Origin of the sequence: Oceanisphaera avium (genome assembly GCF_002157875.1) — a bacterium.
In the GTDB taxonomy this organism is placed as follows: domain Bacteria; phylum Pseudomonadota; class Gammaproteobacteria; order Enterobacterales; family Aeromonadaceae; genus Oceanimonas; species Oceanimonas avium.
In genome coordinates this window covers 1,387,285-1,409,504 of record NZ_CP021376.1, presented here as the reverse complement: position 1 = coordinate 1,409,504, position 22,220 = coordinate 1,387,285, and the positions used below count along the sequence as shown (strand labels likewise).

Below are 22,220 nucleotides of genomic sequence, written 5' to 3'. Positions count from 1 at the left end.
CAAGAAAGAGTGGGATCTCTATAATGCGGCCATTGTTTGCTCATTGTCTGACAAAAACTGGCCGGTAACGGTTAGTTTGAAGCGTCAATCCAGCAGCGGTGACCACCTTATCTCGAAGCTCACAGCCAAAGGTTTTTTTATGTCCAACAAATTCGTCGTTACTTGGGACTCATTTCAGCGTGAAACGCGTAAACTGGCCGCCCGCCAACTTCCTGCCAGCCAGTGGAAAGGCATTATTGCCGTCTCTCGTGGAGGCTTAGTTCCCGCCGCTATTTTGGCGCGCGAACTGGGTATTCGCCACGTAGATACGCTGTGTATTGCCAGCTATGATCACAATCAGCAGCGTGCTGATCTGCAAGTCTTGAAGCCTGCACAAGGTGACGGTGAAGGTTTTTTGATTGTTGACGATTTAGTAGACACCGGCAACACCGCACGCGTTATTCGTGAAATGTACCCTAAAGCAAAATTTATCACCGTATTTGCTAAGCCTAAAGGCGAGCCGCTAGTGGATGATTTTGAAGTGCGCGTAAGTCAAGATACTTGGATTGAACAACCTTGGGATATGGGGGTGGTATTTGCGACTCCTTTATGTGACCAAGACTAAGTATTTATTATCTAGGTGAGCGTAAATGAGACGCCGCGCCCACTGAAATAAGGCTCCTGAGGGAGCCTTATTTGTGGCCGCTCTTTAGGGGAGGCGAAGTGAGCGGGAGGGCTCATTTTCCACCATTAAAAAGCCAATAGGGGAAAGCACGAGATAAAGTCACTGAGCCTTGCTAGCTGTGTTGGGTCACAGCATGTTAAGATTTACTCGCGTTTTTTAGTAACTGTCGGTTATGACCTTTACCCATAGCATAAAAAACGGTACATATGGATAAGTTAACAAGGAGGTGACATGTCTATAGAAAAAGTTTCTCATCATAAATTGGTTCGCGAGCTAACCGCTATTGGTCCTTATTTTCGCGTGCTTAAATCCCGTGAAGGCCAGTATTTTTTTGATTGCTTGGCCGTGTGTGTCAGTGCCAAAGCCGAGCCCGAGGTACGAGAATTTTGGGGCTGGTGGTTAACACTGGATAGCCAAGATGGGCAACACTTTGAATTTAATTATGAATTGGGGCTTTTTGATATCCAAGGCGACTGGCAGCCCAAAGCCATACCTAAAAAACATCAAGCAGAAGTGGCCCGTACTTTACGAGATTTTTACGATAAACTCGGTGTTTGCATGGATAATTTAGCACTCTCAGTGCGCCCCTGCGTAAAATTAGGTAACGATCACTTGTTAAGCCCAGCCTAAGCAAAAACTGGCTTAAACTCCTTTGTTTAAGTCAGTTTGATTTGCCTGGATGCGTCTTAGTTTATTATGTTGCCGGCAGCGTTGCCGGCATTGCTGTTAGTAAGGAGCCGGTGGGCGTTCCATGAAAGGCAAAACCATAGTTGTAAAATTAGGCACCAGTGTGCTCACCGGTGGCACTCGTTATTTAGACAGAGCCCATATGGTCGAACTGGTGCGCCAATGCGCCAGCTTACACCGCGCAGGGCATCATATTATTGTGGTGACCTCGGCGGCCATTGCTGCTGGGCGCGAGCATTTAGGTTTTCCTGAGCTCGCCAATACCATGGCTAACAAGCAAATGCTGGCAGCGGTTGGCCAAACCCAGCTTATTCAAACTTGGCAGTCATTATTTAACTTGTACGGCCTGCATGTGGGGCAAATTTTGCTCACCCGCGCCGATCTTGAAGACAGAGAGCGCTACTTAAATGCGCGCGATACGCTACGCGCCTTATTAGATAATCGTATTATCCCCGTTATCAATGAAAACGACGCGGTGGCGACCAATGAAATTAAAGTCGGCGATAATGATAACTTATCGGCTCGCGCCGCTATTTTAGCCAACGCCGATCTTTTGGTACTACTGACCGATCAAAAAGGCTTATTTACCGCTGATCCGCGCTTTGACCCTAAAGCGCAACTCATTGAAGAAGTACAAACCATCGATGATACTTTGCGAAAATTAGCAGGCGGCAGTATTGGCGGTTTGGGCACCGGCGGTATGGCCACTAAATTACAAGCGGCCGATGTGGCGCGCCGGGCGGGTATTAATGTGGTGATTGCCACCGGTCAAGTGCCAGAAGTGATTGGTCGTTTAGCCAAAGGCGAGCGTATTGGTACCTTGTTTCCCGCTCTTGCCACGCCTCTTGAAAGTCGCAAACGCTGGATTTTAGCCGGCCCACCGCCCCACGGAGAAATTCATATTGATGCGGGAGCGGTGACGGCGGTATTAGAAAAAGGCTCCAGCTTATTGCCAAAAGGCATAGTGCGCATTGAAGGTAAGTTTCGCCGCGGCGAAGCGGTGCGCATTGTGAACCCTGAAGGGCGAGAGCTGGCGCGGGGCATTTGCCGCTACGATGCCCTAGAGCTTAACCACATTAAAGGTCAACACTCTGAGCAAATTGAGTCATTACTTGGTTATGGCCACGGCAGTGTGGCCATTCATAGAGATGACTTGGTGTTGCTTTAAGCCAGTCTTAGGCTTTTATATTTTTACTTTCCACTATCCGTGTTGACCGCCTAGGAGTAACCATGAATTTGCAACAAATGGGGCAAGCTGCCCGTGATGCCGCCTATGTGTTGGCTCAAAGCTCAACGCGTACTAAAAATAACGCCTTATTAGCCATGGCCGATGCACTGGAAGCCTCAAGCAGCGCTATTTTGGCGGCTAATGAGCGTGACTTAACCACAGCTCGAGACAATGGCCTTGATGAGGCCATGCTAGACCGACTTACGCTTAACTCAGCGCGCTTAAAAGCCATTGCTCAAGATGTGCGTAATGTGGTGTCGTTAGCCGATCCGGTGGGGGCTGAGCTTGATAGCCGCGTATTAGAAAATGGCATGCGCTTATCCCGTCGCCGTGTGCCACTGGGAGTGGTGGGTGTTATTTATGAAGCACGCCCCAATGTCACTATCGACATTGCCGCTTTATGTTTAAAAACTGGCAACGCCAGTATTTTACGCGGCGGGCGTGAGACTTTTCATACCAACCAAGAATTAGTTAAAGTGATCCAGCAAGCGCTAGCAAGTAGCCAATTGCCGCAAGCGGCGGTGCAATACATTAGTGAGCCAGGTCGGGAGTGGGTCAGCGGCTTACTGCAGCTTGATCAATATGTAGATATGATTATTCCTCGAGGCGGCGCTAATTTACATAAATTATGTAAAGAACAAGCCACCATACCGGTCATTATTGGTGGCTTTGGCATTGGCCACATGTTTGTGGATGCCAGTGCCGATTTGGTGCGTGCCATTGAGGTGATTGATAACGCTAAAACTCAGCGCCCCAGTGTGTGTAATACCATTGATACTTTATTAGTGCATCAAGCAGTAGCCGAGCCTCTGTTAGCGGGCGTGAGTGTGCGCATGGCAGAAAAGGGCGTGGAATTAGTGGCGGATAGTGCGGCTCTGGCTTTATTAAAAGCCGGACCTGCCAAGGTACGCGCCGCCGCTGAGGGGGATTTTGATACCGAGTGGTTAAGCTTAACGTTGGGTGTGAAAGTGGTAAGCGATGTTGAGGCCGCCTTAGCGCATTTGCGAGCCCATAACGCTAATCACTCTGATGCTATTTTAACTAACGATATCCTAAGCGCCGAGCGTTTTATTAACGGTACGCCTTCGGCCGCTGTCTATGTTAATGCCTCCACGCGTTTTACCGATGGCGCTCAGTTTGGCTTAGGTGCAGAAGTGGCGGTCTCTACCCAAAAACTGCACGCCCGTGGACCCATGGGCTTAGAAGAGCTGACCAGTTATAAGTGGGTTGGCCAAGCGGATTATTTAATTCGCGACTAATGTTAACGCCCTTTAGGGCGTTAATTATCTGCGCTTAACATGTTTAATGGCTGAGTGGGCTAATGCCCATTTTGGCTACAGAGAGGATTATATGCCATCCCGATTGTTGGACGCCTTATTACTGGCGATGCCGTTGCCTGAAAATTTAGAAACCTGGCGTCAGCATCTTAAAAGTCAGCTGCCTTATCCCGTACAAGGCGCACAAACGTTATTTATTGGTGAGCCCACGCTGGTCATAGTGGCATTTCAACATGATCAGGTAGAGGTGTTTTTTCCGGCTATTCAATGGCGCCATCATGATATTCATACTGCTAAGCCGCGCTCCCAAGGAGTGATTTCCTCTCATGACGGCACCCTAGAGCAATTACTGGCTCTAGTAGAAGAGACCATAGCGCTGCGCTTAAAATCATTTCATGAATGCAGCTTTTGTGGCAGCCGCTGTGCGCCTGAAGTCTTGGGCTCTATGCAAGGCGAGCCCGTGTGTCGGGAGTGCATGAAAGGGCGGCGCGTACTGTTTTAAATGCATGTGTACGCGAGCCGTTTATACCAGACTGTGTTTGTCGTTAACGTAAGGCCTTTAGCGTAAGACGTATGGCGCACAGATTATTAATAATTGAAAGGAACTGACATGGCGGTTGAACAATTTAGCGCCCGCGCCGATCTACAAGCGGGCACTCTAGTCAAAGTGAAAGCCCGCGGTTTTGAATTTAGCCTAGATGAGCCGCCAGAACTAGGCGGTACAGATACGGCCATGAACCCAGTAGAGGCGCTGCTCGGTGCTTTAGGTGCCTGCCAAGCGATAGTGGCACGCAGTTATGCCCCAATGTTTAACGTTGAGCTGGATGAGTTTTGGGTAGAGCTTGAAGGGGACTTAGATCCCGATGGCTTTATGAATAAAGCCGAGGTGCGCTGTGGCTTTAGCGATATTCGCTACACCTATCATATAAAGTCATCCTCGCCTGAGCAGGCGGTGGATGACTTTATCGCTTTTATTGGCACTAAGTGCCCGGTGGGTGATAGTTTAAGCCAAGGCGTTAACCTAACGCTGGCTGGTGTGGTACGTGAATAGCGATAAGCTGATTAGCACAATAAAAAAGCCGCGTAACATGCGGCTTTTTCGTAAGCGTTTTTTAAACTGCTAACTTAGAATGAATATTTAGTGGTAATGCCAAACATACGCGGCGCGCCAAACTGCACATAATCTTCGGCCACCGTAGGCGTATAGGGGTTATTAGGGAAGTTAAAACCACGCACGATAATGTCTTGGTCGGTGAGGTTTTTGCCCCATAACGTCACGCTCCAGTTATCTTGCTGATAGCCAAAGCGGGCGTTGACCAGCGCATAGGCTTGGGTGGTGGAGTCGTAGCTATCAGAGAAATAGAAGCGGTCTTTGCCCTCTATATCAAGACCTGAGAACCAGCCTTTACCATGATCAAAACTGGCGCCCAAAGCAAATTGATATTCTGGCGAGTGTGCCGCACCGCGGCCATCAAAGCTGGCACCGGGTTCTTTTAGCTCAGTTTTTAATAAACCAACGCTGGCATGTAAGCGCACGGCGTGAGTGGCTTGCCACTGGGCTTGGGCTTCTAGACCATAGCTATAAGCTTTATTAGCGTTATCGGTATAATCAAATGCCACACCTTGTTCGGTGCGGGTGGCGTTCACTTGGGCATCATCACGCTGTTGCACAAATACCGCTAATTGAGTGTGTAAGGTGTCCTCTAATAATCTGTGCTTGGCACCTAATTCAAAGTTCCACAGTGTTTCTGAGTCATATTTTCGCAATTCATTTGGCAATTTAATATTGGCATTATAACCGCCTACTTTATAACCGCGGGCAATTAAACCATAAAGCATTTGGCTGTCGCTGGTTTGATATTCCAGTGCCGTGCGTCCACCCCATAAATACTCGGTAGGCTTACTGTATTCACCGGTATTATCACTATAAAGCGTGGTGTCTTGCTCAAGACGTACGCCATTAATCCAAGTAAGTTTATCGGTTAAGTCTGTGGACAGCTCGCCGTAGCCTGCATAGCGGTCGGTCTCATATTCACTGGTAAATACCGGCTCACCCGTATAATCGCGAATGAGATCTGAATTGCGATAAAAATAATATAATCCGCCGCTCCAGCCAGTGCTGTCGTTAAACAAGCGCGACTCTTCGCTAGAGATAAAGCGCAGATCCAAGGTGGCACTTTTCTCATCGCGGCTATAATTATCAGTTCTGTTTTTTGCGCCTACTGGCTGAAAATCGGGGTTAGTCCAGTCTACGTCGTAGCCATATTCAAGGTTACTTTTGCTGATGCTGAGCGCAGTTTCTTGAATAAAGTGACGGTTGCCATACCAGCTGCTTTTGCCGACGAGGGCGAGAGTTTCTTGACGGTCATGACCGGGTTGATCGGAGATAGTGTGGCGAGTTTGATCTAGCGTAAACGCATCGTAGCCGTTATCAATATTGGCGTAAAAGGCGCTTAAGTCTAGATCTAGATTATCGCTGGCGGCAATGTGAAACTTAGTGCGCAACAAGGTTTCATCTATGTTGTTGGTGTCATCGCGGTTTAAGTAATCATTTTTTATAAAGCCATCACTGGAATTGCGCTGAGCGGCAAATCGATAGCTGACTTTATCACTGATAGGCCCACCTATGGCGCCAGATAAATTTTGCGTATTGTACTGCGCAACGGTGAGCTCCAAGTCGCCAGTGACATAATCCGTAGGCTCATTGGCGCGTACATTAATTAGTCCGCCAATAGCACTAGCTCCTTGTAGGCTGCCTTGCGGGCCACGCAATACTTCCACTTGCTTTGCATCAAGCAGCGTTGCGCCCATGGTCATGGCGCTCATATCGATGCCATCCATCACTACCGCAACCGAGGGGTTAACGGTGTCGGTAAACTGACTACGCTCACCTATGCCTCGAATTTGATAATACTTGCCCCGTGAAGCACCGGCACTTAAGTTCACATTTGGCGTTTGGCTAACCACCTCTTCAAGGTGGGTGGTGCCAGGCTGAGATAAACGCTCTTCCTCAATAACGCTGACACTGGCCACACTTTCTTGCAAGAGCGCTTGCTCAGAGCTGGCGGCCACTGTGGTGGTCTCTAATGTGTAAATTTCATCGGCTAAAAGACTGGGCGCAATAGATACTAAGCCAAGAGCCACAGCTGAAGATATTACTGAGGGTAAAAAAGGGGGATGGGGCATATTAAGTCTCCGCATGAAGGTAAATACGAAAACCGGGTAACGTCGAGAGCAGGCAGGTGAGGGCAGGCTTAAGCATTGCAACTTCCTATTCCTACGCCGGTATTAGCCGGATCAGGTGCAAAGGGTTCGCGTCGGGCGCATCTCAGGCAGTAACTTCCTGCCACCCCTTAGGATATGACTTAAGGTTATAAGTCGAGCCGCATTATACCCATTTGGGTATAAAGGTCTAGGAAGGATAAAAGTAAGATGAGATAAAAACGCCTAAAGATAAGCAAGCGAACTGCTTATCTTTAGGCGAGCTTTATGAAGAGGGATTAAGATTTTTTAGCCGTTTTCTTTAAGGCGCTGCCTTTGTGCGCGGCGATATGATCAGTTTTATCACTTTTAATTTCATACTGCGGTTCGTCTTTAGACGCTCTATGAGTATGACCTTTATATTGAAAATCTTGAGTGTGAACTTTGCTAATCACGCCACTCACATGGCCCGCTTCTGAGTTCCAAGAAACATGATCACCCACCTTAAACTTATCCGTCATACTGCCTCCTAAATAAAAAGTGCTCCGTCAGTATAGTCAAAATAACTCACTTGTTAGCGCCGGTCTGGTTAAGGAGTGAGGGGCAGTGATGAAGGGTGATATTGATGGCTTAGCTTTCTTTTAAGCAGCGGCCTCTGGGCTCATCGCTTTCATGCAACACTACATCTGAGTGTAAAAAGACCGCCGCTTCTGCCGACTCTCTCACTTTAACGGCACTGCGCGCTAGCATCTCGGCTTCAAATTCAGTGAGTACCCGCGCTCTAATTCCTTGTTGGCGCCAATTTGATTGTGGCCGACACTGTCTAACAATAGTGCGCGCTAATGCGAGGGCATCCAGTAGCGCTTGGTTAGCACCTTGGCCCTTAAAGGGACTCATGGGATGCGCGGCATCCCCTAATAAAGTAATGGCGCCAGCGTGAGCTAAAGAATCTGCTGCCAGTAGCTCGCGATCATAAACCGGATATCCAGAAATTAAGTCTGTGGGTGTCGCGGCTAAAATCTCAGGGATGGGTGAGTGCCACTGAGTACGTCGGCAAGCTTCTAATTTAAGTGCTTCAGCACCTTGAGCACTTAAGGCTTTAGCGGCCTCTCCTGATAACGGGAAGCTTAATTGCCACATCACAGAATGCGCATTAAAGGGCATAATATAAATGCGCTCAGTACCGTTAGCGGTTTGAAACACCGTTGCCGAGTCTAATAAATCACTCTCAACATTGTGCAGGGCACTTAAGGGGCAGATGCCTAAAATGGCAATGCAGTCTAAATAGCGCAGCGAGTCACTGGATTGGTCAAGAGTTAAGTGGCGTACCGCACTTCTAATGCCATCGGCGCCCACCACTAACTCTGCGTGGGCTTTTTCAGTGCGTCCTTGGACGTTAAATTCAAGCTCTGCCCCGCTTGCGCTGAGGGTTAAGTCCACCAACTGATGTCCCCATTTAATGCAATGACTCGCATGCTGAGTTAACTGCTCAAGTAAGGCTAAGCGCAGCGCTTGGCGCGCAATATGCACATTAGTTCGTTTAGGCGCCGCGCTGGCATCAGAGTGTAGCCACTTGCGCATACCCCATTCGCCTAATACTTTACCCTCTGTGTTATGCACCACATGGCGAGTAGAGACCAAGCCTTCCGCTAGTGCAGTAATACCTAAGCCGGCAATCGCCTTGCTGGCTTGTTGCAAAGTTAAGCCATAGCCTTGAGCGCGCGCCGAAAAATTCTCATCACGTTCATACAGCGTAAATGGAATACCGCGGTGCAAGCACGCCACCGCTAATGCGACACCGCCTATGCCGCCACCAATAATGGCCACATTAGGATAGTGGTCACTATCTGGTAGCGGCGGCTGTGCGGCGGCGATCAAACCAGTGCCTTCACAATTTGGGCAAGAAGAAAGGTGTGCTTTAGGGCGCAGTGGTATTGGCCCACCATGTTTTTCAAAGTGCACCACCGCCGCTTGGTAACTGAGCCGCACTTTTTTACGGATCTTTTGACTGATCCGCCCACGCCCGCCGCACTTAGCACAAGGCGCCCAGCTTGATAAATACGCACTCTCAGGCGCGGCTGCTACTTCATTAGATACGGTGATGGGACTGCCCTCATAAAAAATACCGACAATGCGCTGCTGATTATAAGGCAGTCACCAGCACTTTCATTGCTTTTAGATAAGGTAGGGAGAGAAATAGAGATTTTACTGGCTAATGATCTTAGGCCGTCATCCTGACAAAAGTCAGGATCTTTTTTAAGTTGTTTATTAACTAAAGGCTTATCGTTAATTTTATTCTCCCCGAGGCCGCTGGGTAGCCTCCGTTGACTCGCTCAAGTACATCCCTATGACGCTCAAACACATAACATCCGACCGTCATGGATGGCAGGAGTGTCGAACCAGTAGAAGCACTTTTCGTTCCTGTTCTGTGATGGTCGGCTGAGCCAGTTGGCGTAGACAATCCTACTGGCTGTGACTGCAAACCTACGTTTAACGCTACGTGCTTGTTACTTGGCATAAAAAAGCCGCGCTTTATAAGCGCGGCTTTTCGTTTATATCGTTTAGCTAATAGCCTACGAATTTATCCCATTAACTTCGCTAGCCACACTCTCCCCCACATGCCGGGCAGGGTGGTGATGCCTGAGGTGGCGTAGCGTAGCTCCCCTTTATAAGCGATCATGAGTGTGGGCGTGACTTTAATCCCTAACACTTGGCTAAGTGTATTATCCGCATCGTTGACCACGGAAAATTTATAATCTTTTTCCTGTACATAGCCGTTTACCTTGCGGTCATGACCCGAGGCCAGCGCTATGCTGACTACCGGTGTTTGCACCATATCGACCATGGGTGAGACGATGCGACACACGCCGCACCAGCTGGCCCATACGTAAACTAATACAGGCTGGCGCTCACTCAATGCGCTTAAGTTAATGTCATCACCTTTAAGGGTGGTTAGGGGGCCAAGGGCGGCCACGTCGGTGGGCAGGTCTTGGCTGCGCCACACATCTACCGCCGTCACTATAACGAGTAATAACAGCACATAACCTATCCCTTTAGCCATGCGCGCTGCGAGTGAGCGCTTCATTGTTTTGCCTCATCCAAGGCGCTGATCACCTTGTTGGTGGTGAGCAAGACTTCTAGGTCTTTGCCTTGGGGTAAGCCTGGGCCAAACACTTGGTTAAAGGGAATGCCGGCTCTGTGATTGGCATGCAAATAATCGGTAATAGCACTGTCGGGGCGAGTCCAATCGCCGCGCATCAAGACTATATCGTCATCTTGTAGTGCCGAGTAAACTGGATCGCGCAAGGTCACGCCTACCTTGTTGGCTTGACAGGTAATACACCAATCGGCAGTCACATCCACAAACACTCGCTTGCCCGCCGCGACTTCTTGGGCAATGCGATCCGCATCCAGAGGTTGCCAGTTAAGCTCATCTTTTACCGGGCTTACCCAATGGGATTGGGTAAAGAAAGCTGCTATGCCACCCACAGCGCCTAATAATACCAAACCGGCAAAACCAAAAATTAAACCGCGCAATCCGTATTGGCGCACCAAAGACCAAATAGCCAGCGCCACTAATAAGCTGGCTAACCCCAAGTTAGCCCCACGCCTAAGGTGTAGCTAAGTAAGGATAATAACCACAAGCTAGTAGCCAGTAGCATTAAGCCAAATAGCCATTTTACTTTTTCCATCCACAAGCCTGGTTTAGGCAGCGCACGAATAACGCTTGGAAATAACGCCAGTAATAACCAAGGCAGCGCCATTCCTAAGCCTAAACCGGTAAAGATGGCAATGAGCACTAGCGGTGAAGACGCCAGTGCCACCGCGACGGCCGTGCCTAAAAAAGGCGCGCTACAGGGGGTGGCTAATAAGGTGGCAAACATGCCTTGTAAAACATGGCCGCCGTTGCCGTGCCCGGGTCGCGTAGCTAGCCAGGTATTAAGGCGGCTGGGTAAGCGCACTTCAAATAGGCCAAATAGATTAAGTGAGAACAGCGCGGTAATGAGTAGCATAAAGCTGATAAAAGCAGGCTGTTGAAACTGAATGCCCCAACCTAATTGCGCGCCAGACCAAGTGAGGATCAGCATAAAGCCGGCTAATAGCCAAAACGACAACATAATGCCAAACGCTGACCACAATAAAGGAGCGCGCACCTGAGTACGATTACCTAATACCAAGCTATTAAGTTTAAGGCCCAATACCGGAAGCACGCAGGGCATAATATTTAATACTAAGCCGCCCAAAACAGCATAGAGTAACACCCAAGCTAAAGAGGGCATGGCGCTAGCCATGGGCGCTAAGGTACCAGCACTGACCTCGGCCTCTAGCTCTTCTGCTAGTCCGTTATCAATGGCGGTGATCACTAAGGATTGTTTATCTAAATTAAGCTCGTCATCCCAGCTACTCACTTCAAAGCGCACTTCAAGCTGGTTCTTATTAATGGAAAATTCAGGTTGGCTAAAGATTGCCTCATCCTGTTCATCCACATAAATGGCGGGTGTTTGCCAGCCACGCTCATTGCTCAAGGTAACGGCTAATTGTTTAGCTTCTTTATCCCAAATAAGCGACTCACTGCTAACTAAAGTAGCGGGGCGAGGGACTTTTGCCACCGCTTGTTGATAGTCATGACTAAGCTGGTCATCGGCCGCCATATTAGGGTCTAGCGGTAACTGCAATTGATAATCGGTAAGCACACACACAGTAGTACAACTGGGCAGCGTTAGCTTGGCGCTAAAAGTGCTGGCTTGCTCGCCATCACTGGGGGTGAGCTGTAGCGGAAAGTCTACATCGTGTTGGTAACCTTGGGTTTCAATACCGAGCAGACTAAAGCGCTCTGGCACCGGCCACTGCCAATTAATATTTTCTATATTGCTAGAGTCATCCCAATTAAGCCGCGGCGCTATGCCGCCTTCTCCTGGGGAGCGCCAATAGGTTTTCCAGCCCTCTTCAAGGCGCACTTGCAATAGTGCGGGGTAATAATTTTGCTCCGCGTTATAAGGGCCAGCTTGAATAAGGCGCACTTTTACTGGGGGGTGTTCGGGTGCTTGCTGCCACGATGCAGGGGTAAAGTCTGCAGCAAAGGCCATGCTTGAGCTGACAGCCACTAGTATGAGGCAGATAAGCGTAAGCTTGGTAAAAAAATGAGTCAGTGTGTTCACAAATACTATCTCCGATATGAGTCATGAGTAAAAAAAGAAAGACACTTTTTACTCATTCTCGGAACACGCACAGCACTAAATGCCGCCGTCGACCAGAAAATAATAAAGGAATGAGGCCACGTCGCTGATAGTGAATAGTGGCAGGGGCCATTAGCCACAGCGCAAACAGCATCAAAATCGCAATAAATAATGGGTCTAAATGCTGAAACGCCTTACTTAATAGTTGCTCACTTAAGCTGCAGGAGTGCTGATCTGGCGCAGGGTTTGACTCTTTTTGAGCTAATTGAGTCTCTTTAAGAGCTAAGGGGGCAGGCATGGTCTGAGCTGCGCTCACTTGAGCGAACCCCGCCGGCTCAAGTGCACAGGCCAGTTTTAAGCCCATCCGCTGGCTCATACATAAACTGATAACGAGCACAGCGAGCAATAATGCCACGCCGCCATTTCGTATAATGTTATACCTCAACTTCACTCCTCTCACCCTAGCGCTAACCAAAATGCTACCCCTAACATTAAAGTACCGGCTAAGCGGTTCATTAATTTCACATTATTTTTTTGCTGTAACACTCGGCTTAAGGTTTTACCGCCACTGGCATAGAGTAGCAAGCAGCTAAATTCAAGCAACAAGATCGTAGAAATCAACAATATCAGTTGCTTAAGCAAGGGGGCGTTGGGGTCAATAAAAGGCGGTAATAGCGCAATAAAAAATGCCCACCCTTTAGGGTTAGCGATAGCAGTAATAAAGCCTTGGCTGACTAAAGAAGAAATAGAGAGCTGGCGGGGGCCGGCATCCACAGCGCTTAAAGCTAACTTACCTTTAGAGCGCCAAAGTTGTATCCCAAGCCAAGCTAAATACAGACCGCCGCCATATTTAATGCTTTGAAACAATAGCGGATATTGCAACATAATGGCGGCCACGCCAAGTACACTCAAACAGGCTACCAAGCCCACGCCCACCAGCTCCCCTAGCATCATCCATAATGCACGGCGCACGCCTACTGTCATGCCAAGGGATAAAGCCAGCGTCATACACATGCCTGGCGTAATAGAGACAAAGAAGAAGGTGGGAATAAACACCATTAAAACTGCCATGCTAATAGCACACCTACCTATAAGGTTAGGAACATTTTAGAAATCGTGCGCTATTATACGTTAACTGCCCGACATTAAGCTATTAGCCTAAATGGTGAAGAATAAATAGAGGTGAAGAGTAAATAACGCTAAGGAAGGGGCCGTAGCCATTACTAGGCTATATCAGACTTAAATTTCCGTGATGCTGAACTTGCTACGGCATCTTGTTATTAGGGTTAAGGTCTAAACACGAAAACGAGATGCTGACTTTCGCCAGCTTGACGGCACAGGAATGCTAAAATTTCCGTCATACCGGACGTGCTCCGGTATCTTGTTATTAGGGTTAAGGCCTAAACACGAAAACGAGATGCTGACTTTCGCTAGCTTGACGGCACAGGAATGCTTAAATTTCCGTCATACCGGACGTGCTCCGGTATCTTGTTATTAGGGTTAAGGCCTAAACACGAAAACGAGATGCTGACTTTCGCTAGCTTGACGGCACAGGAATGCTTAAATTCTATTTCCCTTAAAAATTAGTCGCTAAATTTAGGGCTAAGAATAAAGCGACCCGGCGCTATGGTTAAGCCTACGGGAGCATTTTTTAGCCAGCTATAACGGCTATCGTCGAGGCGATAAACCGGCTGGTTTTCTAATACTGAGCGCACCATTTGCATTATGCCAGATGAGGCGAGGGCAGCGTCACCTTTATAGCCATAGGCATCGACTTTGCTTTGAATTAGATTTAAATCGCGCAGGAAAATGGCATTTTGTTTGCGATCATAGACAGGCCGACCTTCAACAATTAAGTCCAGTTGCGCCGGAAAACGCGCTACAAAGGCGTTAATGGCGGTTTCACCTGTAAGATTTAAGCGCACTATATCGCGATTATCGGGGCCAATTTGCAGATCTAATTTATCAATTTGGGTTTCAACTAAGCCTTGAGTGAGACGCGGCATTTCTTGCTCTAATAAGCTGTAGAGTGATTTCTCCATTTCATTTTCAGAAATGCTGTACTGGCTTACAGCGGCACAAGCACTCAGTAATAAAACACTTAAGCCAAGGGCTAATGACTTCCACATATATTTTCCTCGGTTTATAAACAGGACAAAGTATGAGAGCTGGGTCTTACTAATCACCATCCCCTAATTAGCGCAACAACTGATCTAACTGATTAGCAAACGTTTGGCGGTCGGCGGCACTGAGCGTATCTGGCCCACCGGTATGAATACCACTAGCGCGAAGCGTGTCCATAAAATCACGCATAGTCAGCTTGGCTTTAATGGTGCCGGTATTAAATCTTTCACCCCGTGGGCTTAACACCACAGCACCTTTTGCTAGTGCTTCAGCCGCTAGAGGAATGTCAGCGGTAATTAATAGCTCGCCAGGGGCGATGCGCGACACAATTTCATCATCTGCCACATCAAAGCCTTTCGGCACTTGCACTTGTTTAATTAAGGGCGAGTTTGGTAGCGGTAAAGCATGATTAGCCACCATAGTGAGGGGCGTTTGAGTGCGGATGGCGGCGCGAAATAAAATATCGCGAACCACCTTAGGGCAGGCATCTGCATCAACCCAAATATGCATCAGTTTTGGTGTCCTATCTTCTTTTTACGATCAAAAGCGCTCTGCAGCTCGCGTGGCTCTATTAATACGCCGGCGGCATCACTAATGGGGAATACCGCCACTAATAACTCATCCTCTTCCATGCCCGGTACCCAGCGCGCTTGCCAAACTTTAAGGCTAATGGCTTCTGGCTGACACATGGCCCAATCATCTACCGCCCAGGCTTTGGCATAATCTGCATGAGGCCATACTGGAATGCAGTCTTCCTCGTCATCCGAGGTTAGCATCATGCAGCCATGTTCATCGGTTAATATCCACAGCTGTTCATGTTCCACCACTTTATTAACGAAGTGATTAAAGCGCTCATCATCCGTTTGTTTTTCTATATTTGCTTGCTCAACGGCAGTTAAGGTATAGGCCATGATTTATCTCTTCTTAAAAGTCTGCTTGCATAGTCCCACCGCAAGGCGGCGTTTGTCCAGCTCAGCTAAGCGCGTTGGCGCTAATAACTTAGGTCTTTATGGGTGTGGGGCGTTACTCAGAGGCGGCTTTTTGCTAGTATAGCTACATTAGGATTGAGCCGTTAATTAGCAATACTAACGCTAATATTTGGCATTTTTATGAGATTTTTGATTTAAAAGCCGACAATTGGTCATTAGTGCTTATATAGCGTTTACAGTCAGTAGCGCTCAGGCTAGATTAAAACCAGTAAATTTAACAGAACAGAGCGTTAGGCTCTCAAAATTGTAAGCAGGGTTGCTCATGCATTTTCAAACCGACGATATTCGTATAAATCAAATTAAAGAGCTGTTACCACCGATTGCGGTGCTGGAAAAATATCCAGCCACGGCTAAAGCGTCGGCGACCGTCTTTGAAGCACGCCAAGCTATTCACCGCATTTTGGTGGGCGAAGACGATCGTCTGCTGGTGGTGATAGGCCCATGCTCTATTCATAATGTAGAAGCTGCATTGGAATACGGTAAAAAGCTGCAAGTATTACGTGAAAAATACGCCGATACCTTAGAAGTGGTGATGCGCGTGTATTTTGAAAAACCACGCACCACTGTGGGCTGGAAAGGCTTAATTAACGATCCTCACTTAGATAACAGCTGCCAAATTAACGATGGGCTGCGGATTGGCCGTAAGTTACTTTTGGATCTCAACGACATGGGCATGCCTACTGCCAGCGAGTTTTTAGATATGATCACGCCGCAATATATGGCGGATCTGATGAGCTGGGGTGCCATTGGCGCACGCACCACAGAGTCGCAAGTGCACCGTGAGCTGGCTTCAGGTTTATCTTGCCCGGTTGGCTTTAAAAACGGCACCGATGGCACCATTAAAGTCGCCGCCGATGCTATTGGTGCGGCCAGTGCGGCGCACCACTTCTTATCGGTGACTAAGCTTGGCCACTCGGCCATTGTAGAAACTACCGGTAATCCTGATTGCCATATTATTTTACGTGGCGGTAAAGAGCCAAACTACAGCGCCGAGCATGTGGCTCAGGTGTGTAATGAATTAGATAAAGCCGGTTTGCCGCAAAAAATCATGGTCGACTTTAGCCACGCTAACAGCAGCAAAAAATATGAGCGCCAAATGGTGGTCAGTGATGATGTCAGCGCGCAAATCGCGGGCGGGCAACAGGCCATTATGGGCGTGATGGTAGAAAGCCATCTCGTGGCCGGTCGCCAAGATTTAGTGGAAGGTGCTGAACTCACTTACGGTCAGAGCATTACTGATGCCTGTATCGGCTGGAGCGACACTGAAACTATGCTGGCGCAGTTAGCCGAAGCTGTCATTGCTCGCAGACATGGCTGATTATTTATCGTGAAGCGTGAGGGGTAAGAACCAAATGCATAACGCCAAGCTACAACCAGATCCTGACGTACGTCAGCCTAAGTAAAAGTCATAAAAGTTGCTAAAAAAGGAGCCTCGCGGCTCCTTTTTATTGCTTAGGGTTTAGACGTAAGGCGTACCGCGTTAAACTGCCCAAAAAGACCTTACTTCACTTCCATACCCTGAGCTTGCAAGTCGGCATGATAAGATGAGCGCACCAGCGGGCCTGATGCGGCGTGTTCAAAGCCTAAGCTGTCGGCAATGTCTTTTAGCTCAGCAAACTCAGCAGGCGGCACGTAGCGCTTTACTGGCAGGTGATGGCGGCTTGGCTGTAAATACTGGCCAAGCGTTAGCATAGTCACGTTATGAATGCGTAAGTCTTTTAGCACTTCCACAATTTCATCATTAGTTTCGCCTAACCCCATCATTAAGCCAGACTTAGTGGTGACCTGAGGATGCATTTCTTTAAAGCGACGTAATAACTCTAATGACCATTTATAATCGGCACCCGGGCGCGCCATGCGATATAAACGCGGTGCGGTTTCCAAGTTGTGGTTAAAGACATCGGGCGGCGTATCTTTAAAGATTTCCAGTGCTGTGTCCATGCGACCACGAAAGTCCGGCGTTAAAATTTCAATTTTAGTATTAGGGCTTTGCTCGCGGATGGCTTTAATACAATCCACAAAATGTTGCGCGCCGCCATCACGCAAGTCATCACGGTCTACCGAGGTGATCACCACATATTTAAGGCCTAGCTCTTTGACGGTTTTCGCTAACTTTGCCGGCTCTTCAGGATCCACGGCTAACGGGCGACCATGGGCCACATCGCAGAAGGGGCAGCGACGAGTGCAAATAGCACCCAAAATCATAAAGGTGGCGGTGCCGTGAGTGAAACACTCCGACAAGTTAGGGCAAGAGGCTTCTTCGCACACAGAGTGCAAATTGTTCTCGCGCATAATGCTTTTTAATTCCTGAATACGCTGACTGCTCGGAGGAAGCTTGATCTTCATCCAGTCCGGCTTACGTAACACTTCTTCGTCGGGCTCGGGCATGTACTTGACCGGGATCAGCGCCATTTTATCAGCGTCACGTAATTTTACGCCAGGCTCGACGCGCACAGGTTTGTTCATAATATAAGCTTCTCTGTTGTGTGATACAGATGTGGATAGCCCAGCTGTTCGGCCAGCTTAGGTATGAGTTGCGACTGAGCTTCGTCAATCGTTTGCGGGCCGCCAAGTGGGGCTGTCATGATCATGGGTAGGCCCGCATAGCCACAAGGATTAATTCGCAAAAACGGCGCTAAATCCATATTGACGTTAAGCGCTAAGCCATGAAAAGAGCAGCCACGACGGACCCGCAGCCCTAGTGAGGCAATTTTATGTTCGATGCCAAGCTCATCTGAGATATAGACCCCAGGCGCATCGGCTTTGGCATAGGCGCGAATGTTATACTCGCTAAGCAGCTCAACAATAGCCACTTCCATACTGGTGACTAAATGGCGCACGCCTAGTTTTTTACGGCGCACATCTAATAGCAAATACACAATCAACTGCCCAGGCCCATGATAAGTGACTTGGCCACCACGATCACTGTTAACGAGCGGTATATCCCCTAAATTTAAAATGTGCTCAGGCTTTCCTGCTTGTCCTTGGGTAAACACCGGAGGGTGCTCTACTAGCCAAAGTTCATCTTGGGTCTCTGGGCCGCGCTGATTAGTGAAGTCTTGCATGGCATGCCACACCTCTTCATAACAGGCGTTACCCCAGTGGCGAACCGTGAGTTGATCGAGTGCCATTACTTGTGTCCTAGAGTACGTATTTAACCAGTTCTAGCTCGCCCAGTTTGCTATACAAGGTTTCTATGTGTTCTTTGCTGGTCACGGTAACCGATACCGACACCGCATGATAAGTGCCTTTGCTGCTGGGTTTAATAGTAGGGCTATAATCGCCAGGCGCGTATTCTTGTAACACAGCGACCACCATATCGGGCAGGCTAGGGTCGGCCAGTCCTAATATTTTAAAGGGAAACTGGCAAGGAAAGTCCAGATACTCATCAAATTTGGTATTTAATTGCTTAGACATAACAACCTTCACAGGGGCAATAGGAGGGGAACAAAGTAGACGTTACTTTTACAACCCAGATCACATTTTTACCATAAAATACTGGCTTCTTAAACCGACAACTTATGTGGTCTCTACTTTTTGGACTAAATCACGCAATTATGACCATAAAAAAGCCGAAAGACGGCGCTTTCGGCTTATTAAGGCACATTTATGACGCCAACTTATTTCAATTAACTAAATAAGTCTTTAAAAAACAATTTTACGTAATCGATCATGCGACTAAAAAAGCCACCTTGCTCTACGTCTTCTAGCGCCACTAACGCAAAAGTAGCCACATCTTTATCATTAAGCTTTAAATGCACGGTACCCACTTGCTCGCCTTTAGCTAACGGAGCGCGCAGCGACTTATCAAGCGTAAAGTCAGCTTGTAAGTCTTTGGCTTGGCCGCGCGGAATGGTCACCGCCACTGCCTTATCAACACCTAATTCTACGTGACTTTTATCACCTAATAAAATGGCTTGATCCATTAACTTAGTGCCTGCTTCATAGGGGGTCACGGTTTGGAAAAAACGAAAGCCATAGGTGAGCAGTTTTTTACTTTCTGCTGCCCGGGAGCGCTCGCTGCTGGCCCCCATGACCACGGCAATTAAGCGCATGTCATCTTGAGTAGCAGAAGACACTAGGTTATAGCCCACCGCATCCACATGGCCGGTTTTAATGCCATCGACGTGTAAGGACTTATCCCATAATAAAGAGTTGCGGTTGTGCTGGGTAATGCCGTTATAGACAAAGGATTTTTCAGAGTAAATTTTATATTCTTCTGGCACATCGCGAATTAACGCTTGGCCCAGTAACGCCATGTCTTTCGCGGTAGTGTACATGTCGTCACTGTGCAGACCATGAGGAGTAACAAAGTGGCTGTTGGTCATGCCAAGGCGGGCCGACCAGGCATTCATTAGATCGGCAAAGGAATTGACACTGCCTGCCAAATGCTCGGCCACGGCGACCGTAGCATCGTTACCCGATTGAATAATAATGCCGCGATTAAGCTGCTCTATGCTCACTTCTTTGCCCACTTCTAAAAACATGACCGAGGAGCCCGGGAAGTTTTGCGCCCAAGCTGCTTCGCTAATAGTGACCATGTCTTCGTTGTTAACTTTTCCCTCTTTTAGCGCTTGCGCCAAAATATAAGAGGTCATCATTTTAGTTAAACTGGCGGGGGGCAGTTTTTCATCGGCATTTTCTGAAACCAATAGCTGGCCGCTAGCATAGTCCATTAGCACATAAGACTTAGCTGCAATTGTGGGCGCCTCTGGGATCATTGAGGCCCCACCAGGCAGGGTCAAAATTTGGGCGTAGCTAGAAACAGAAACCGTGGCGGCCAATAATAATGTTGCGATAGGTGTAAGCATGCGCATAAAGTGTGTGTAAACCCTGTTGGTGTGAGCCTTTAGTTGACTCATATTAAGTTAAAATAATCAGCACTGCACAAGGCTTAATTTATAAAATAAGCCTGAGCATAACCTTGAGCAATGAGCTGGCTTAAGGTGGCTTGAGTCTGATTGCCCGGAATAGGTCCCATCTGAAGACGATACCATTCTGACTGGCGCTCAACCCGCGCCGGAAAACCATATTCTCTACTCAGTTTAGCGGCAAGCGCTTTGGCTTTGTCGGGCGAGCGAGTCGCCAGTAGCTGAATATGTTTAGCCGCCACCGAGCTAGCGCCCTTAGGTGCTACGGGTTGGCGAGGCAGCGCACTACTGGTGCTAGCAACCGGCTGACTGGCAGTTTTGTTAGCAGTCTTGTTGGCATTAGTGCCATAGAGCTGATTTCCGCTGACGGCTTTGCCATTTAAAATATTGCCGCCTTGCTTGGCTAAGCGTACTTCTTTGCCATTGGGCGCTATTTTAATAAGCTCTACTTTTACCGGCGCAGTACCGGTAGCTAGCATACCCAGCTTATAAGCAGCGGCATAAGATAAATCAATCACTCGTCCTTCATGAAAAGGACCCCGGTCATTAACCCGCACTATGACTTGCTTGCCATTGGCTTTATTGGTTACCCGCACAAAAGAGGGCAGCGGTAAGTTCTTATGCGCTGCGGTCATGGCATACATGTCATAGACTTCGCCATTTGAGGTTTCAAAACCATGAAACTTAGCGCCATACCATGAAGCCATGCCTTCATCGCGATAACTTTCTACCTCTTGCCAAACCTCATAGTCTTGGCCCCAGACATTGTAATTCTTATTACCGCCGCGGGTATAGGGTTCATAGCGTGGAACGGCATTTTTTACGTGATCTAATTTTGGGGCATCCTCTGGCGGCACGTCTTGGCGCAAACTATAACGCCCACCGGCAGTTTCTTTATGCCAGCGGGCATCGCGCACTTCCCCTTTAGCTGGGGCGCCATGTTTTTTTTGCTCGGCTTTTTCAATGGGCGTTTGTGAGCTGCAGGCGCCAAGCAGTAAGACGCTTAACGCCAGACACGCTTTATAAGGTTTTTTCATAGGCATGTTTTAGCTGCTCGCTTAGTTGATAGACGGCCATGGCATATAAAGGACTGCGATTATAGCGGGTTATCACATAAAAGTTATGTCTAACCACCCAATATTCTGGCCCCTTATCGCCATCAAGTTTAAGCAATTTAACGGGAGTGTCGGCCTCTAGCTCTTCATCAATGACAATGCCGGTGGCGACAAACTCAGCCCAAGTGTGATTTAGCTCTAATTCGGGCGTTAACAGTGCGGCTAGTTTCTCAGGATCTGAGTCTGTTACGGTTGCCGGATAAGCCACGCCTTCATCTAATTGCCAGTCATGCTCATAAAAGTAATTGGCGACACTGCCAATGGCGTCGTCAACGGTAAATAAATCGCGCACGCCGTCAGAGTTGGCATCAATCGCATAGTGGCGATAGCTTGAGGAAATAAATTGACCCATGCCCATGGCCCCAGCATAGGAGCCTTTTTGTTGGTCAAGCTCCCACCCTTGCTCTTTAGCCAGCGTTAAGTAATGGCCAAACTCAGAGCGGAAAAACTCGCCCCGTGGCGGATAGTGAAAGCCTAAGGTGTAAAGAGCATCGAGCACTTTATAGTTGCCCATATGTTGACCATAAAAGGTTTCTACACCAATAATGGCGGTAATAATTTCGGCGGGGACTTTAGAGATAGCCACGGCTTCTTCTAATAGCGCTTGATTAGCTTGCCAAAAAGCCACGCCTTCGTTAATGCGCTTGTCAGTTAAAAAGATGGGGCGATAGTCATGCCAAGGCTTGGCTTCAGCCGGGCGGGTCATGGCATCTATAATGGCCTGCTGATAGGTAGCTTGCGAGAGGGCGTTCTCAAATTCGCTCACCGGCAGGTCAAACTTAGTGGCCAGCTCCTCTACCCAAGCCGCTTGCTCGGGCACAGCCTCTTTTGCCATAACGAAAGGTGCGAAGATAAGAGCCGCCGAAAGAAGAGCAATACGCATTAAG

At 48.3% G+C, this 22,220-nt stretch carries 24 protein-coding genes and 1 riboswitch; of the genes, 7 read left to right on the top strand and 17 right to left on the bottom strand.

Annotated features, from left to right (window positions below; translation table 11 throughout):
* The first annotated feature begins 139 nt into the window (after positions 1-139).
* From gpt to CBP12_RS06455, 6 genes are all read left to right on the top strand, one after another.
* A complete protein-coding gene (gpt, locus tag CBP12_RS06480) occupies positions 140-604 on the top strand; it encodes a xanthine phosphoribosyltransferase (protein WP_086965422.1) in 465 nt (154 codons plus the stop codon).
* 291 nt (positions 605-895) lie between these two features.
* Positions 896-1,294, top strand: coding sequence for a sigma factor-binding protein Crl (gene crl, locus CBP12_RS06475; RefSeq protein ID WP_086963713.1), 399 nt, complete (start codon positions 896-898; stop codon positions 1,292-1,294).
* Between the two features lie 121 nt (positions 1,295-1,415).
* On the top strand, positions 1,416-2,519 hold the full coding sequence (gene proB, locus CBP12_RS06470) for a glutamate 5-kinase (protein WP_086963712.1): 1,104 nt from the start codon (positions 1,416-1,418) through the stop codon (positions 2,517-2,519).
* Between the two features lie 62 nt (positions 2,520-2,581).
* Positions 2,582-3,838: a glutamate-5-semialdehyde dehydrogenase gene (locus CBP12_RS06465; RefSeq protein WP_086963711.1), complete on the top strand. Its 1,257-nt coding sequence runs from the start codon at positions 2,582-2,584 to the stop codon at positions 3,836-3,838.
* A 91-nt stretch (positions 3,839-3,929) separates the two neighbouring features.
* Positions 3,930-4,358, top strand: coding sequence for a hypothetical protein (locus CBP12_RS06460; protein ID WP_086965419.1), 429 nt, complete (start codon positions 3,930-3,932; stop codon positions 4,356-4,358).
* A 108-nt stretch (positions 4,359-4,466) separates the two neighbouring features.
* Positions 4,467-4,907 (top strand): OsmC family protein, encoded by a 441-nt coding sequence (locus CBP12_RS06455; RefSeq protein WP_086963710.1) that lies wholly within the window; start codon positions 4,467-4,469, stop codon positions 4,905-4,907.
* A gap of 74 nt (positions 4,908-4,981) precedes the next feature.
* On the opposite strand, the gene CBP12_RS06450 is transcribed toward CBP12_RS06455, so the two are convergent.
* The 11 genes from CBP12_RS06450 to CBP12_RS06405 all read right to left on the bottom strand — a co-directional run bounded on the left by CBP12_RS06450 (position 4,982) and on the right by CBP12_RS06405 (position 15,269).
* Positions 4,982-7,042: a TonB-dependent receptor gene (locus CBP12_RS06450; RefSeq protein ID WP_157420063.1), complete on the bottom strand. Its 2,061-nt coding sequence runs from the start codon at positions 7,040-7,042 to the stop codon at positions 4,982-4,984.
* A 71-nt stretch (positions 7,043-7,113) separates the two neighbouring features.
* Positions 7,114-7,220: riboswitch (TPP riboswitch) on the bottom strand.
* Between the two features lie 136 nt (positions 7,221-7,356).
* Positions 7,357-7,578, bottom strand: a complete 222-nt coding sequence (locus CBP12_RS06445; RefSeq protein WP_086963708.1) for a hypervirulence associated TUDOR domain-containing protein — start codon at positions 7,576-7,578, stop codon at positions 7,357-7,359.
* A gap of 109 nt (positions 7,579-7,687) precedes the next feature.
* Positions 7,688-9,046, bottom strand: coding sequence for an FAD-dependent oxidoreductase (locus tag CBP12_RS06440; protein WP_198341869.1), 1,359 nt, complete (start codon positions 9,044-9,046; stop codon positions 7,688-7,690).
* 592 nt (positions 9,047-9,638) lie between these two features.
* A complete protein-coding gene (locus tag CBP12_RS06435) occupies positions 9,639-10,142 on the bottom strand; it encodes a protein disulfide oxidoreductase (protein WP_086963706.1) in 504 nt (167 codons plus the stop codon).
* A complete protein-coding gene (locus tag CBP12_RS13720) occupies positions 10,139-10,654 on the bottom strand; it encodes a thioredoxin family protein (protein ID WP_232455174.1) in 516 nt (171 codons plus the stop codon). The genes CBP12_RS06435 and CBP12_RS13720 overlap by 4 nt, the downstream gene beginning before the upstream one ends.
* Complete coding sequence (locus CBP12_RS06430; RefSeq protein WP_232455173.1) at positions 10,645-12,144, bottom strand: cytochrome c biogenesis protein CcdA; 1,500 nt, start codon at positions 12,142-12,144, stop codon at positions 10,645-10,647. Before CBP12_RS06430 ends, CBP12_RS13720 begins: the two co-directional genes overlap by 10 nt.
* 124 nt (positions 12,145-12,268) lie before the next feature.
* Positions 12,269-12,679 carry a hypothetical protein gene (locus tag CBP12_RS06425; protein WP_157420061.1) on the bottom strand — a complete coding sequence of 137 codons (411 nt, stop codon included), beginning with the start codon at positions 12,677-12,679 and terminating at the stop codon, positions 12,269-12,271.
* Positions 12,680-12,690: 11 nt separating this feature from the next.
* A complete protein-coding gene (locus CBP12_RS06420; protein WP_086965417.1) occupies positions 12,691-13,293 on the bottom strand; it encodes a LysE family translocator in 603 nt (200 codons plus the stop codon).
* Positions 13,294-13,817: 524 nt separating this feature from the next.
* Positions 13,818-14,363, bottom strand: coding sequence for a DUF1439 domain-containing protein (locus CBP12_RS06415; protein WP_086963704.1), 546 nt, complete (start codon positions 14,361-14,363; stop codon positions 13,818-13,820).
* A 67-nt stretch (positions 14,364-14,430) separates the two neighbouring features.
* The gene (locus CBP12_RS06410; RefSeq protein ID WP_086963703.1) at positions 14,431-14,868 is read right to left on the bottom strand and encodes a YaiI/YqxD family protein; all 438 of its coding nucleotides are present in this window, start codon (positions 14,866-14,868) and stop codon (positions 14,431-14,433) included.
* Entirely contained in the window at positions 14,868-15,269 is a 402-nt protein-coding gene (locus tag CBP12_RS06405) for a DUF2750 domain-containing protein (RefSeq protein WP_086963702.1), read from the bottom strand. The genes CBP12_RS06410 and CBP12_RS06405 overlap by 1 nt, the downstream gene beginning before the upstream one ends.
* Before the next feature lie 340 nt (positions 15,270-15,609).
* Here CBP12_RS06405 and aroG point away from each other — a divergent pair, with 340 nt between their 5' ends.
* Positions 15,610-16,665, top strand: a complete 1,056-nt coding sequence (aroG, locus tag CBP12_RS06400) for a 3-deoxy-7-phosphoheptulonate synthase AroG (protein WP_086963701.1) — start codon at positions 15,610-15,612, stop codon at positions 16,663-16,665.
* 182 nt (positions 16,666-16,847) lie between these two features.
* Here aroG and lipA read toward each other — a convergent pair whose 3' ends face one another.
* The 6 genes from lipA to mltB form a co-directional block, all read right to left on the bottom strand.
* Positions 16,848-17,813, bottom strand: a complete 966-nt coding sequence (gene lipA, locus CBP12_RS06395; RefSeq protein WP_086963700.1) for a lipoyl synthase — start codon at positions 17,811-17,813, stop codon at positions 16,848-16,850.
* On the bottom strand, positions 17,810-18,478 hold the full coding sequence (gene lipB, locus CBP12_RS06390) for a lipoyl(octanoyl) transferase LipB (protein ID WP_086963699.1): 669 nt from the start codon (positions 18,476-18,478) through the stop codon (positions 17,810-17,812). Before lipB ends, lipA begins: the two co-directional genes overlap by 4 nt.
* 10 nt (positions 18,479-18,488) lie before the next feature.
* Positions 18,489-18,764, bottom strand: a complete 276-nt coding sequence (gene ybeD / locus CBP12_RS06385; protein WP_086963698.1) for a DUF493 family protein YbeD — start codon at positions 18,762-18,764, stop codon at positions 18,489-18,491.
* Positions 18,765-18,976: 212 nt separating this feature from the next.
* A complete protein-coding gene (locus CBP12_RS06380) occupies positions 18,977-20,164 on the bottom strand; it encodes a serine hydrolase (protein ID WP_086963697.1) in 1,188 nt (395 codons plus the stop codon).
* Between the two features lie 77 nt (positions 20,165-20,241).
* Positions 20,242-21,261, bottom strand: coding sequence for a septal ring lytic transglycosylase RlpA family protein (locus CBP12_RS06375; RefSeq protein WP_086963696.1), 1,020 nt, complete (start codon positions 21,259-21,261; stop codon positions 20,242-20,244).
* Positions 21,239-22,216 (bottom strand): lytic murein transglycosylase B, encoded by a 978-nt coding sequence (gene mltB, locus CBP12_RS06370; protein WP_232455171.1) that lies wholly within the window; start codon positions 22,214-22,216, stop codon positions 21,239-21,241. The genes CBP12_RS06375 and mltB overlap by 23 nt, the downstream gene beginning before the upstream one ends.
* Positions 22,217-22,220: the final 4 nt, after the last annotated feature.